16 protein-coding genes (1 of these 16 only partly in view) are annotated in these 13,140 nt (G+C 40.8%); all 16 read right to left on the reverse strand.

From position 1 onward, the window contains the following. Positions 1–62: 62 nt before the first annotated feature. Positions 63–596 carry a hypothetical protein gene (locus VF399_08200; GenBank protein HEX7320323.1) on the reverse strand — a complete coding sequence of 178 codons (534 nt, stop codon included), beginning with the start codon at positions 594–596 and terminating at the stop codon, positions 63–65. A gap of 460 nt (positions 597–1,056) precedes the next feature. Beyond that, positions 1,057–2,580 (reverse strand): ATP-binding protein, encoded by a 1,524-nt coding sequence (locus tag VF399_08205; GenBank protein HEX7320324.1) that lies wholly within the window; start codon positions 2,578–2,580, stop codon positions 1,057–1,059. Between the two features lie 300 nt (positions 2,581–2,880). Continuing rightward, positions 2,881–3,666: a hypothetical protein gene (locus VF399_08210; protein ID HEX7320325.1), complete on the reverse strand. Its 786-nt coding sequence runs from the start codon at positions 3,664–3,666 to the stop codon at positions 2,881–2,883. Positions 3,667–3,720: 54 nt separating this feature from the next. Continuing rightward, positions 3,721–4,626, reverse strand: a complete 906-nt coding sequence (locus tag VF399_08215) for a hypothetical protein (protein HEX7320326.1) — start codon at positions 4,624–4,626, stop codon at positions 3,721–3,723. 66 nt (positions 4,627–4,692) lie between these two features. Next, the gene (locus VF399_08220; GenBank protein ID HEX7320327.1) at positions 4,693–5,466 is read right to left on the reverse strand and encodes a YaaC family protein; all 774 of its coding nucleotides are present in this window, start codon (positions 5,464–5,466) and stop codon (positions 4,693–4,695) included. A gap of 30 nt (positions 5,467–5,496) precedes the next feature. Next, the gene (locus tag VF399_08225; protein HEX7320328.1) at positions 5,497–6,288 is read right to left on the reverse strand and encodes a hypothetical protein; all 792 of its coding nucleotides are present in this window, start codon (positions 6,286–6,288) and stop codon (positions 5,497–5,499) included. Positions 6,289–6,290: 2 nt separating this feature from the next. Then, positions 6,291–6,641 carry a hypothetical protein gene (locus VF399_08230; protein ID HEX7320329.1) on the reverse strand — a complete coding sequence of 117 codons (351 nt, stop codon included), beginning with the start codon at positions 6,639–6,641 and terminating at the stop codon, positions 6,291–6,293. Further along, positions 6,616–6,870 (reverse strand): hypothetical protein, encoded by a 255-nt coding sequence (locus VF399_08235; GenBank protein ID HEX7320330.1) that lies wholly within the window; start codon positions 6,868–6,870, stop codon positions 6,616–6,618. The genes VF399_08230 and VF399_08235 overlap by 26 nt, the downstream gene beginning before the upstream one ends. 9 nt (positions 6,871–6,879) lie before the next feature. After that, complete coding sequence (locus VF399_08240; GenBank protein HEX7320331.1) at positions 6,880–7,125, reverse strand: hypothetical protein; 246 nt, start codon at positions 7,123–7,125, stop codon at positions 6,880–6,882. A gap of 343 nt (positions 7,126–7,468) precedes the next feature. Further along, complete coding sequence (locus VF399_08245; GenBank protein HEX7320332.1) at positions 7,469–8,413, reverse strand: hypothetical protein; 945 nt, start codon at positions 8,411–8,413, stop codon at positions 7,469–7,471. 175 nt (positions 8,414–8,588) lie between these two features. Next, positions 8,589–8,960, reverse strand: a complete 372-nt coding sequence (locus tag VF399_08250; protein HEX7320333.1) for a cupin domain-containing protein — start codon at positions 8,958–8,960, stop codon at positions 8,589–8,591. Positions 8,961–9,039: 79 nt separating this feature from the next. Then, the gene (locus VF399_08255) at positions 9,040–9,963 is read right to left on the reverse strand and encodes a thiamine pyrophosphate-dependent enzyme (GenBank protein HEX7320334.1); all 924 of its coding nucleotides are present in this window, start codon (positions 9,961–9,963) and stop codon (positions 9,040–9,042) included. Further along, positions 9,960–11,102, reverse strand: coding sequence for a pyruvate ferredoxin oxidoreductase (gene porA / locus VF399_08260; protein HEX7320335.1), 1,143 nt, complete (start codon positions 11,100–11,102; stop codon positions 9,960–9,962). The genes VF399_08255 and porA overlap by 4 nt, the downstream gene beginning before the upstream one ends. A 109-nt stretch (positions 11,103–11,211) precedes the next feature. Further along, on the reverse strand, positions 11,212–11,502 hold the full coding sequence (locus tag VF399_08265; GenBank protein ID HEX7320336.1) for a 4Fe-4S binding protein: 291 nt from the start codon (positions 11,500–11,502) through the stop codon (positions 11,212–11,214). Further along, positions 11,499–12,074 carry a 2-oxoacid:acceptor oxidoreductase family protein gene (locus VF399_08270; protein ID HEX7320337.1) on the reverse strand — a complete coding sequence of 192 codons (576 nt, stop codon included), beginning with the start codon at positions 12,072–12,074 and terminating at the stop codon, positions 11,499–11,501. The genes VF399_08265 and VF399_08270 overlap by 4 nt, the downstream gene beginning before the upstream one ends. A gap of 354 nt (positions 12,075–12,428) precedes the next feature. Continuing rightward, positions 12,429–13,140, reverse strand: the 3' portion of a protein-coding gene (locus VF399_08275; GenBank protein HEX7320338.1) for a M1 family metallopeptidase. It continues 1,145 nt past the right edge of the window; only the last 712 of its 1,857 coding nucleotides appear in the window; the start codon falls outside the window, past its right edge; it ends in the stop codon at positions 12,429–12,431.

Consider the following 13,140-nt stretch of genomic DNA (forward strand, 5'->3'; position numbering starts at 1 on the left):
TGAACGGATCGGCTTTGTTCAACGCTGTAAGCCAAGTAGTGGTCGAGCTAGAGTGTGGCAGGTCAGCCTTTATTCTTATCAATGAATTTTAAAGCCTTTAGATAAACGTTTTTTACTCCGTTATTGGTTTCCTTTGCCAATATTTCAACAAATTTGTTAACAAGTTCTTTTTGCAACCCGAGATTGCTTTTTGCTATTTCCGTTAGAGCGAATGCCGCACTCCATCTTACGACCGTGCCTTTGTCCATTGTATTTTCTAAAAGTTTTGGTATAGCTTTTGAGACTTCTTTGGGAAATCGCTTGGCTACATTGCCGATAATTCTTGAGGCTTCCCATTTCACCCTTGGAGCCTTGTCAGTAAGACTTTCTATAACAAAATCAAGACAGTTTTCGGCAAATTCGGGATCTTGCTGGGTAACGTACTCCAATGCTTCAATACAATTACCCTTATCCGCAGTAGAGCCGGCTTTGAAACAACCGATAAGCTCATTGACCAGGGTTTTGTCATTATTCAATGCTTGCGCCAGGAGCGTTACGATTTCCTTCGGTTTCTTGTTTGACTTGAGTATTTTTTCTATTTTACTCTCAGGCAGCATATTATCCTCCTCTGCAATTATCAAATATTGATTTCCGGTTTGTATGTGCGTTCATTTTTTGCTCATTTAATTATATCGATACCCCAGTTAAATTCAAGATTCAACAATTTATGTTATGTCGCGAAGCAACGAAGTCGCTGAATCAATCTCATACTTACCGGAACCAAACAAAACAGGACAGGCCGGTTTTGTTCCTAATATCATTTATGCTTCTGCCATGCTGCAAGAAATGTAGTGGTCGAGCTTGCTCGACAAGCGTTTGAAAACTAAAAAAAGTATCATGAGTTAGTTTTCGTTCCTGACGTAAATCTGACAGAAATCTGACGAAAAAGAATCATATACAAGACCTGACGAAAAGCTGACATATTTCTGACACAATATTATTCTCTCCCCGACACCGTTGGAAATAACAAATCTGGTATTGTTTTTATTCGGAATTTAGTAATTAAGAACACCTTGATTAAATATGCACTAGTACATAATATGTAGCTCTTCCAGTGCCTTTTCTTTCTATAAAATTGAGGCTCATCAATTTTCTGAACTTTTGGTTTGCGGTTTCCCTGGTAATTTTGAACCTTTTTGTGATATCTTCACTTGCTACTCTCCCACGCTCCCAGATGAAATTCAGAATCTCTTTCTCTCTATCTGTAAGCTGAGCGTATGTTTCTTGTGGAATTCTGTATATCGGTGCCGACTTCTCCCGACCGTAGAAAGTGACAACAAAATATCCCCCATCATAATCAAAATCAGGAGGACGAAGCCCATAATTTCTCAGTTGAGAAGGCATACCAGGAATACCATAACCCTCTCTTTCCATTAAATCCATAACAAATGCCGCGTCGGCTATTCTTTGATTTCGTCTAACATTAGTCACATCAAAAGATTTTATACGTTCTATTGTATTGGGTCGGAGAAGATGCCCAGGGCTTTTTATTATTACCCTATCTCTAAACATTCGGAATGAGATATGGGCACCTAGTGTGTAATCCCTGTGAACCAATGCATTAACTATGGCTTCTCGAATGACTTCCTCAGGGTATTCAAAATCTTTATTCGCCCTCTGGAAGCCCTTGATTCGAGGTACCTTGGTAACGTGTTTCTTATAAAAATTTACAGAAGCTTCTACCATGTTAAACAGTGGACCAGTGATGTTCCCACTACCATCTCCAACTATTTTTTCAAGCGATATTCCATCTTTGGGAATCCCACTAAAACACTCTACTGTAATGGTATGTTCTTTAAGAAAAACCTCAGGGTGTTCTCCGAAAATCACAATTCCAGCTAAAGTCGGTATATTATGACCTCCCCGTTTAACTAGATATTTTACCTTCCTAAAGTAATCCCATAATTTTATGGACGGAATTTGATATGACAACTTTTTCTTTTTTAAATAATTTTCAATTGCCTTATATGAAAAATCACTGGTAGAAGCTTCAGGCACTGGTCTTTCTTCTTCAAGCGATGGACATTCCATTTTATCTGGCATTGTCATAGTATCCTCCTTTTTTTTGCTTTTGTTTTGCATATTACTTAAATAATCTTTGTTTATTATTCTTATTTCCTCCGCAAGATCTTCATCAAAGAAATCAACTTTTACGCCATGCTTGCGTAGATATATTACACCATGTATCTCAGGATTAGGGTCAAGAATACCAACTACTACTCTAACAATACCTTTCTCAACTATCCTTTGAGCACAGGGTATTTTAGGTGGCTTTCGTTCAGTGCACGGCTCTAAGGTCGTATATAGTGTACCACCAAATGAATCTTCATCAGTCTGCATTTTCATCAAAATTGTGAACTCTGCATGATCGCCAGCACTGAAATGACAACGATGAGCCCTGGAAAATGTTTTTTTATTTTTGTTAACCAACACAGCCCCGACCATAGGATCTACTTTGTTAATATGCTCTGATTTTGCTAGTTTCATCTCCTCAACAGCAATTTCCATGAAATTTCTCTCTCTCCTATTAGGCCTACTCATTTCTTCTCTCACTCCTTATAAATTTGCATTATTTCATAGTGGACGTATTTATATTATGCCTTTACTATCATTCTATAAGTAATACGACACCGACGAATACAATTTCTATAGCACCACTACTATTGTCATCAACAATAATGTCAGTACGAACATAGCAAGCATTACTGTTTCGCCTATTGTCCATTATAAAAGCTGTTGCCGAAGGTTATTTAGGGGAATTTTGATTCCCTTCTTATCAAATGTTATATACTTATGAGCTTTTTTTATCATTTCACTATTCGTTATTTGTGATAACATAGCTTAAATTCTAAATGTAAGCGCAATATCGTCGAAAAGTGCTATTGAAGAATCAAAGTCTTCTTGGGTAGTTGTGAATGTGAGGGTATACAGATTTTCCTTGACCCTGTCTACCACAAGGATTTGGTAAAGCGCTAACTGCTCGCCCAAGTTAGTTACCCAATCGACCCGATATTTCTTTGCGGCAAGACCCAGGAAGAGAAAATTCTCTTTGAAAACAAGTTTTGCATTAGGCATGAGTGCGAGAACATCTGCTAAGCCACTTTCGTACATTTCATCTAATTCACCTTTCCAGGTATCAATATTAGTAATTATCACATTCACATTCCTAGCAAATCCCAGTCTTTCAACAGACTTCAAATCTCTAGCAAAACCGTATTGGGTTTCTTGAGGAAATCTAGAAAACTCCCAATATTCAGGGTAGCAAAAGCCGAATTGAAACTCCTTTGACACTTCCGGTTTATAGCCTATGGGGACAATAAAATTATCCAATTTGCTGGTAATTAGCTGTTCAATCTGAGTTTCGAGTCTGCGAATCTTTTCATCAGCAGAGAACTTCTTAAATTCCCTTTCCGTAGATGTAATTCTAAAGTAGGTATCTCGAAGCAGAAGGAAAATTACAACAAATCCTGCTGCTGCCCCGCCTATACTTACACCCTTATTCTGAACCTGAGCAAACGAATCCAGAAAGTAAAAGAGAACATAGGCAGCCACTAAGCTCAGGATGAACAATACAACAACTACAAGTAAGAAGCTTCTTCTCTCTCTTGAGTGATTTATGTCAGTCATATTTTATCTCCTTCAAGTTAATGACGTTTAACGACTATGCTTTGTCGTGCGCTATTATTTAATTTCGTCATTCCGCAATTTATCTATTTTTTTCTTTAAAGCTAATTTAGGATTTAAATCTACAGCTTTTAAGAAATATTTAAGAACACTTTTTTTGCCATCCAAGACCAGAAATAATTCTCCAATTTTTCTATATGATGTCGCCTTCTTATTAACTGAAACATTTTTATTTATTACCTTTTCGTATTTGTTAATTAATTTCTTAATAATAACTTCATCTTCACAAGCTGCTTTCTCACCATATTCGCTTTCTGCTCTATTAAATAGATCATATAGATTGAGAAAATCATCCAATCTTTCTTCTTCTAGACAATAGCCTTCAAAGGAATATTTAATTCTATCATTTGATATTATTAACGAAACTGTTTTTTCTTTAGAGTTAATTTCATATGAATCTGCTCGGCTAACTTGAGGTCTAAATTTATTAATGATTGATGCATCCTTTATATTAATGATAAAAAGCTTATCACCATCTTCATGATCGCTATCCAAAGAACAGAAAACACAAAAATTCCCGTTAGAATCAATTCCATTATTTAATAAATTTGCGTGCAAGCGATAACTAAAAACGATATTCCCCTTAATATCTTTTACATAGAAGATACCCTGTAAATCTGAGGTAAATAACCAATCATTCACAATATAAATACCACTGTTTGAAATTTTGCAATCGTTCGGTCTTTGTATTTTATCATCGATTAATAATATTTTATCATTCTGTAATATTACAATTCTTCCATTACCAGAATCTCTATGTCCAATCATGTCTCCATTCAAATTGGCATCAGCCCATGCAATCATATACTGTTTGTTTTTTGAATAAGAGAATTGTCCAATAAAATTAATATTATCAATAGTAACGAAGTCACCCATAAACGACAATTTTACGTTCGGGAACATTTTTTATAGTATCCTCATATTATCTAACTAATGTCACATGAAACATGACAGAAAGCATGTCGTATTTTAACACGGTTGGCGTACTGCTGGAAGCATGAAATTTTGGTTTGTAATTTCACATGATATTTGGTCTATAAATTCAATGGGTGCGGCTTTAATAAATTCTGATAGTAACCAGTTTTGTTTTAGCTCAAAATGCCTAAAAAGCACGGTTGGTTGATATCTTGCCAATTCACTTAGCCTGTGCATTGAAGCAAGCATAATAGTCAAGGGATGTCTGCCGATAGCTTTTGGATGTGTATGTCTTTTTAAATACCATAAAGTGTTGCTACCAAATATATATTGAAAATCCTTTCTAATTTTTTCGTGATATGTTGTTAATTTTATTATATTGTTTTTCCTTTCATTTCCAGAACGATACCAGTCAAAACGTTTCTTCTTTCTTACTATGAACTTATCTTTGACACCCTCATCTTTTTCATAACCCATTGGACTAATTTTGTTTATTATATATTGGTTTGAATAATTTTCTGGTAATTCAGCACAAATCCACGCTTCATTTGACCTACATTTAGCCACAAAATGGGGATTGATTACTGGAATATATATTTCGGAATATCCACTTGGAAATGTAAGATAGAAACAACGATGAATAAACGGTAAATTATATAGCAAATCTTTTAGTGAATATTCATTACAGCCAGATTCGCCAAAATAATTACACAAACTTGATAAAATTCCACTGGAACGAAATGTTATTAATTCATTTTTCAGATTCGTAACATCCTTTTTAACGCTACCCGTTGCTCCATGAAGCTCAAAAGTGTGGCAGGTCAGCATTTCTCCGAAATTTTAACAGGTAGGCCGAAATTATTTTAGATTTTGAGATTTTCCCCAACGTTCTTCAAAACTCTTCTTTAACACTGGCAAGAATTTAGTTACTAATTTTCTAGGCAAAAAGACAACAAATGATTCTTTATCTGCTAAATCTTTTATACCATGGCCCACTATAATTAATGCATTATCCGCAATTATATATCTATCATGTAATTCATAAGGCTTGTCATATTTTCTCATCGCGATGTTCTTGAATTCTTTTCTAAACCGTTTGAGATTGATTCCAAACTTTGTAATATTACCCTGCTCTTCAGTGCCAGGTCTACATGATAAAAACCTTATTTTTCTGTTTTTCCCGAATTTTTCAAGTACATAAAAAGTACCGTTTCCATAGAATGGATCTACAATACAAAGATTGCCTTTTAATAAATCAATAATTTTGGGGAAATTTTTGTTTGGATCTGTCCAAGAATCCTTCCCTGTAAAAAACAAAACCTCTTCCGAAGTTGATGAAGATACGATCTCTTGTCCTACTTTTTGTTTGTCTATCCAACCAGGGAACCAAAACTTCCTTTTGTTTCTACCCTTACCTAAAATCTTAATTTTTATTATATCTTCTTTAAGTAATGGCTCCATTAATGCAGTAAGACAATTAACTTTAATCTTCTTCCCAGCCCCCTCATTCAATAAGTGAGTCAGTTCTTGGGAAGATAGAATTTGGAAAAAATCTCCATCTTTTAATAATTTACAAACCCTGTATGCAAAACTTCTTTTATTAGTTAAAAACTTCTCGCATCTTTGTAAAATCGTGTTTTTGATAACCATTACTACACCTTAATATAAAGCCATTTTTTTGACGGAGACCCATTAACGTTTCTCTTTATTTTTTTTAGCAGTCCTTTGCGTACAATTTTTCTCAAGGGGAGAGTTAAGTCGGATGCTTTTAAATGGTAGTCTTTCGTTTTTAATTCGGATATAATTTCACTTATGGTTTGCGGAGCGTTAAAAAAACCCTCATCAATAAGTGATTTAATTTTCTCTATCGTGCTTCCGTGTTTATACCATGTATTTGTTTTTGATATGACCTTGACAGCTTTCTTACCCTCGAGCGCAGTTATTCTTTTTTCGTGATTTTTTAGTATCTTGATGATTTTACTCATTTCTTTTTCGCTTGGCATCTGTTTCCTCTTCTATATAAGGGTATTTTTGCAGAAATTTTCTATCCCCCCGTTTTCCCTGTGATAGTAAAAAATCTGCTCTCTCCAAAGCCTTGCGTGTTGCATCACCAAAATTATATCCTTTATTATGTAATTCTTCTTCTACTTCATTCAGAGTCTTGCCTTTGATAAAAAATTTGTTTTGCCACAATATTTTCAAAGCATCCGGGGCAGTTTTTGCTATTTTCATTTCAGGTACCTAAATAAAATATTTATATTTACCAGCGCCATCCTTTTCCCTTTGTATACGCTCTCTCCTAAGTAGATAAAGTAGATTGACTCTGATGTCGGTGAGTTTTGCGGTGCAACCTAATCTGTCTTTAAGTTCTTTCTTTATTTCTTCAGCGGTTTTTGGGTTCTTTTCCAGGATTTTTAAAATTTTTTCTGCCAAACTTGTTCCTTGTTTCTTCTGTTTCTTTTTCATCATCTTTGCACCTACCTCCATTGCTGTTCATCCCTTATATAACCCAGCTCACGCCTTCCCAATAATTTGAGAATAATGGCTAACTGAGATTGTTTATTATCGAACATGCTGATATTTCTCTCCTTAGTTCTTTTACCCTAAAAGCTACGTTAATTTTGTCCTCTACTTACTGACTTAAGTATAAATAATTTAGGATAATTGTCAATAACTGGATGCAGGAGTCGAGTTCGCTGGACATATGTTCTATATAAAAAGTATAATACATATGCAAAATCACCTTTTATTCTAAACATCACCTGAAATTTTATGATTTTATAGTTAAAAACATAGAAAATACGGCAGTTCAGTTTTTTACCCAGTAATGCTATTGCTCCCTAGCAATCCGGAAACGGTCTTTTGTCTGTTGATTTCTTATTTCGGCAAAATTTTTCGATGCATTTTCTTTAAGTTCTTTAATATTCCTTAAAAATAATTTACGCATTTTCTCGGTTTCATTGGCTACGTTTGATAAATATTTTGGTAAATATGATTCCTTTATCATGTCAATACAATAATTCGCCTTCATATTTCGTGAAGATATCGAATGAATGAGAACCATATGGTCATTTTCTTTTATCTTGTATCTTGATCCTTTTGTTTTACATTCGTACAAGTCGCCGCTGAACAAAATCACGGGATAAATGATTTTTATAAAAAGAGCTGCCTCCTTAGAACTCTGGTGATCAGCATTAACTTTTATATACTCATTATACTCTTTCTCTTTGGATCTCGTGGCTTTACACAATCCATATAGTGTTCCATACAATTCACCGTGATTCGCTTCGTTTTTCCCCCCTGCTCCGTGTTTAACAGTACAAAATTGTGTTGCAATATATTCACACTCCCTGTAGTGAGATACAACATCTGCAAGTTCATATTCCATTGGTACTCCCTCAAAAAACCATGGAACACTACAGCATGCTACAGCAATATCAAATTGACCCAGAAATGTTGCTTTTCTTGTGAAACCAACTATTGGAAAGTGATTATTTTTACAAGCTATTAGTATTTCAACTTCAAAACTGTCAAGGATATCTTCACTTTCAGATAGTTTGATAGAACGAGTCGCATCTGCATCAAGTTCACGTGATTCCCCTGAGTCTATATCTTCATACGGTGTGTTTGTAATGACATTATATTTAAACTTCTCAAGAATGGGACATATACGCTGTTCTAACAAATAACCTGAATACTGTAGAGCATCACGGATTTGTTGCGTCTTTATCTTATTAAAACTCATTCTTTTATCAAACCGTTCATTCATATTCATTTATTATATCTATTTCCAAAACAAACACTTCTCCTGAACTTTTATGTCTCTATCGCTTCTCTGTCTCTATTATCCACAGTTTACAGTTCTTTGTCAATGACATTTTATACGTGGTAGTTTATTTTTAATAATGGCCATATATTCACACCTTCTGGCTAGAGCCAAAACAATAACCTTAATCTCCGGACGGCTGGATGGTGCTGGCTTCCATCATGAGCATCACTGTTCTTTGCGGGGCTCTTGTCCGGTGCGTAAAGCCCTTTGATATCGTCACTCCCTGATCGGCATACAATTCAATCGTTCTGTCCTTCAGATCGATAAACAAGTAACCGTCCAAGACAAAAAAGAATTCATCGGTATCATCATGCTTATGCCAGTGATACTCGCCCTGGACTATGCCAACCCTTATTACGCAGTCATTAACCCTTGTGAGCGTCTGGTTGTACCACTTGTCTTTGCATTCGGTCACCATTTTAGGAATATCAATAAGTTCGAAATGCTTGTATTTGATATCCAGTTTGGTCACGTAATCGAATTGTTTTCCCACTGATCCTCCCTATAAAAAGCCAGTCCCGCCTTCATAAAGCAAAATCATAAAGGCGGGACCGGAAAGAATGTAAGGTCGCTTATTCTGCGCTGCGCTTGAGCAGACGTTCCCACTGCCGGTCGATCTCGGCCTGAAAATCCGGGATCGTAGTATTGTCTTTGAGCTTGAACAGATGACCGAATCGGCCCTGCATCTTCAGATATTCCTCAATCGGCTTTTTCTCTTTGGGTTTGACCGTTATCTTGTACTTGCCGTTCTCGTATTCGTACAAGGACCAGATACAGCACTCCATTGCTAGGCGCGCCACGACCGCGGTCTTCTCGGGAGCATAAGCCCATCCCAGCCGGCACGGCGAAAGGATGTTTATGAACGACGGGCCGTCGGCATCGAGCGCTTTGCGTACCTTTGTCACCAGGTCGTTCCAGTGACCGATCGACGCCTGCGCCGCATAAGCCGGATCGTGCGCGATGATGATCTCGGTCAGGTTCTTGCGGGGCTGCATCTTGCCCGGGATCACGGTCCCGGCCGGCGATGTCGTCGTGTGCGCGCCCGAGGGCGTGGCCGACGAACGCTGGATCCCCGTATTCATGTACGCTTCGTTATTGTAGCAGACGTAGAGCATGCGATGCCGGCGTTCGATCATCCCTGACAAAGCCTGCAATCCGATGTCGTAGGTCCCGCCGTCGCCGCCGAATGCGATGAACCTGATCTCTTTATCGATCTTGCCCCTCTTCCGGAATGCACGGTACGCGGATTCCACGCCCGAAATAGTGGCCGCGACGTTCTCGAACGCGTTATGGATGTAGGGGACTCCCCAAGCAGTATAAGGGTAGATCGTCGAGATGACCTCAAGACAACCGGTCGCTGCGCCCACTACCACGGGTTGCTGGGCTGCAAGCAGTACCTGCCGCGCCGCGATCGTCGCGCCGCAGCCGGCGCATGCCCGGTGACCGCCCAGGAATTTTTCCTTTTGAGCCGCGAGTTCTTTTATGTTAGCCATTATTCACCCCGCACTCCGTAATACGCAATATCCTTGTCTACTTTGCCGGTTTTCTTAAACGCCAGAAGTTCCTCGTAGATACTCTCGATCTCTTCGATGCTGATATCCCTTCCGCCCAGGCCGTAGACGTAGTTCTTCAATATCGGTTTCGTGTTCGAATCGTATAGGACGGACCGGCAGTCATTGTACAGGTGGCCGCCCATGGACGAGAGCGTGTCCGCCCGGTCCATGATGCCGACAACATTCACCTTCGTGAGTGCCTTGAGCATTGCTTCCCTGGGAAACGGACGGTAGACCCGGCACCGGATCAGACCGACTTTCTTGCCGTTCTCGCGCATCCGCTCCACCGCGACCTTTGCCGTACCGCCGGTCGAACCCATGGCGAGGATCGCCACTTCGGCGTCGTCCATCTTGTACTCTTCCAGAATCGGGTAGTGGCGTCCGAATTCTTTAGCAAAATCATTCTGGGCTTTATCGATTATCGGCAGCACATGGTCCATGGCGTCGATCTGAGACCGCTTATGCTCGAAATAATAATCCTGCAGATCAAGGGCGCCAAGGGTTATCGGGTGATCAAGATCAAGCAGCGAATTCTTCACTACTCTCTCTCCCAGCCATTTTGGCACTTCCTTGTCATCGACGAGCTCCACCCGTTCCATGCCGTGACTGATGATAAATCCGTCGGTCGTGACCATCACGGGCATCAGCGCCTCTTCCGCTATTTTAACGGCCATGATCGTCGAGTCGTAGGCTTCCTGCGTATTCTCGGTGAATATCTGCAGCCAACCTGAATCCCTTGATGCCAGCGAATCCGAATGATCGCAATGAATATTGATCGGGCTCGACAGCGACCTGTTAACCAGGCAGATCACGATCGGCAGCCGCAGGCCGCCGGCAATGAAAAGGATCTCGTGCATCAACGCCAGACCCTGCGAAGAGGTTGATGTCATAACCCTGGCACCGGCAGACGACGCGCCCACGCAGGCACTCAACGCCGAGTGCTCGCTTTCCGCGGGTACGAATTCGGTCGTGACCTGTCCATCGGCTACAAACGACGCGAACAACTGGACGACTTCGGTCGCGGGTGTAATCGGATAAGCGGCGACCACGTCAGGGTTGATCTGGCGCATGGCTTCAGCCATCGCCTCGTTACCGGTCCGCGCAACTACGATGTTCTTATTCACAACAAACCTCCCTTCACCCCCTCCTTTGTCCTCCCCCCTCGAGGGGGAGGGTAAGGGTGGGGGGCGCTCATTTTTCCTCCCGGACCATGGTAATAGCTTTGACCTTGGGCGGGCATTCTTCCGCGCAGATCCCGCAGCCCTTGCAGTACCGGTAATCGATCCCCTGCACTTTACCATCCTTGACGATTATTGCCGAATCCGGGCAGTAGATCCAGCATATCATGCAGTGCGTGCATTTTTTCGAATCCCAGACCGGCTTGTCGCTCCGCCAATCGCCGGTTTCGAATTCCTGGCTGGTCCCGGCTTCCAGGACCAATCCAATCGGCAAATCCTTCCAGCCTTTCTTTTCCTTTTTCATTTCTCTTTAACCTCCTCGTACGCCCTTCTTATGGCCTTGATATTACCATCGACCACATCCGGGCGGGTAGGAAATTTGTGATGCAATCTGTTTTCAACGGATCCCAGCATGGGCTCGAACTCAAGCAGCTTTGATACTTTGATCAGCGCGCCCAGCATTGGCGTATTCGGGATGTCGCGCTTCAGAATGTCATTGGCGATCTTGCTGGCATCGACAACGTAAACTTTTTGAGACGTTATTTTCAATTGTTTTTTTATCTCCTCGGCTGTTTTCTGGCTATTTACAAGGATGATGCCGTCTTTTGCCAATCCTTCGGTCACGTCAATACTCTCCATTAGTGTTGGATCCAGCACCACGACGATATTGGGCTCCTTAATGCCACAGTGCTGGAGTATTGGTTTGTCAGATATGCGGTTAAAGGCATAAACCGGAGCACCCATGCGTTCGGGTCCATATTCCGGGAACGCCTGGATATATTTTCCGGTTTCCACGGCGGCATCGGCAAATAACAGAGCGGCGGTTTTTGCGCCCTGGCCGCCCCGGCCATGCCATCTTATTTCCAATAATGCCATTTAGACTCCTTTCCTTGCAGCATTAAAACGTGTCGATTACGGTGATAAATCATAGATTATCCCGATTTCATCATTCAAATTCCTTATACCAAGGAATCGGGATCCCGTTTCACGGGACAGTGATAAAAAAATCTGTGTTTCCGTGCTCAATGTATATTCGCCGTGATCGCAGGATGGAGTAATTATATGTAAAATAACGTGAAAGTCAAGTAAAATTGACCTGTTAACCGCTTCTGTCACTCCTGCCCCGTACTTTTGTACGGGATAAACTCCAGCAGGAGTCTAGTATGTCGAATATCTGGATTCCGCGCCATGCACGGAATGACGCATAAATTCTTTTTTTCGGTTCTTTTTTTAATCGACGATCACTAACCGATAATTCCTGCCCTCGATTACGGCATGATACACCCCGGCAACATGAGGCTTGAAGATCAGTTCCTGGCAGTATTTCTGCAATACCTTTCTACCGGATATATCAAAGATCTCGATCATTGCCTGGCGGTCAGTATGAATGCGGATCGCTCTGCCAATTGTCTGAACCTGTTCGATCATTGCCGGCGGTGCAGCAATGTGAGACTCATCAATGGCCGTTACGGTATTTTTCTGGATGATCCAGGTTTCGGGATCGATCACGATGCTGACCGGTTCCTGCGGCAACATGCACTCAACGTGTTCATATGAAGAATCGACCGCGAGCGTGACGATCGTGTCACCGGCGGCATAATTGACCCCAATGGGCAAGGGCATATGAAATACCGCGGGCCCGATCGTCTGCACCTGGTCGACATCCAAAACCAAGCGCCAGTTCGGAGATTCGAATATTTTGTTCCATTGCACCTGGTAGACAGGATATCCCATGTCATACACCCATTCCTGGAAGAACCAGTCGTAATCGCCGGCAAGGGTCTGGTTCATGATGCGGTTAAGATCATCGGTCGATGCATTTGAGTACTCAAATGAATCCCGGTATGCGGCCATAAGATCAAGCCAGGTCGAGTCATCGTGGCACAGGTACCTGATCATATGCAATACCCAGCTTCCCTTATAATAACTGTGGCTGCCGCTG

The sequence above is a fragment of the bacterium genome, assembly GCA_036382775.1.
Taxonomy (GTDB): domain Bacteria; phylum Hydrothermota; class Tepidihabitantia; order SM23-42; family JAOAFX01; genus DASVHD01.

Excerpts from the sequence above, each read along its gene's own strand:
- VF399_08200 (HEX7320323.1), bottom strand. The coding sequence starts at position 596 with ATGCTGCCTGAGAGTAAAATAGAAAAAATACTCAAGTCAAACAAGAAA.
- VF399_08205 (HEX7320324.1), bottom strand. The coding sequence starts at position 2,580 with ATGAGTAGGCCTAATAGGAGAGAGAGAAATTTCATGGAAATTGCTGTT.
- VF399_08210 (HEX7320325.1), bottom strand. The coding sequence starts at position 3,666 with ATGACTGACATAAATCACTCAAGAGAGAGAAGAAGCTTCTTACTTGTA.
- VF399_08215 (HEX7320326.1), bottom strand. The coding sequence starts at position 4,626 with ATGTTCCCGAACGTAAAATTGTCGTTTATGGGTGACTTCGTTACTATT.
- VF399_08220 (HEX7320327.1), bottom strand. The coding sequence starts at position 5,466 with ATGCTGACCTGCCACACTTTTGAGCTTCATGGAGCAACGGGTAGCGTT.
- VF399_08225 (HEX7320328.1), bottom strand. The coding sequence starts at position 6,288 with ATGGTTATCAAAAACACGATTTTACAAAGATGCGAGAAGTTTTTAACT.
- VF399_08230 (HEX7320329.1), bottom strand. The coding sequence starts at position 6,641 with ATGCCAAGCGAAAAAGAAATGAGTAAAATCATCAAGATACTAAAAAAT.
- VF399_08235 (HEX7320330.1), bottom strand. The coding sequence starts at position 6,870 with ATGAAAATAGCAAAAACTGCCCCGGATGCTTTGAAAATATTGTGGCAA.
- VF399_08240 (HEX7320331.1), bottom strand. The coding sequence starts at position 7,125 with ATGGAGGTAGGTGCAAAGATGATGAAAAAGAAACAGAAGAAACAAGGA.
- VF399_08245 (HEX7320332.1), bottom strand. The coding sequence starts at position 8,413 with ATGAATATGAATGAACGGTTTGATAAAAGAATGAGTTTTAATAAGATA.
- porA (HEX7320335.1), bottom strand. The coding sequence starts at position 11,102 with ATGGCTGAAGCCATGCGCCAGATCAACCCTGACGTGGTCGCCGCTTAT.
- VF399_08265 (HEX7320336.1), bottom strand. The coding sequence starts at position 11,502 with ATGAAAAAGGAAAAGAAAGGCTGGAAGGATTTGCCGATTGGATTGGTC.
- VF399_08270 (HEX7320337.1), bottom strand. The coding sequence starts at position 12,074 with ATGGCATTATTGGAAATAAGATGGCATGGCCGGGGCGGCCAGGGCGCA.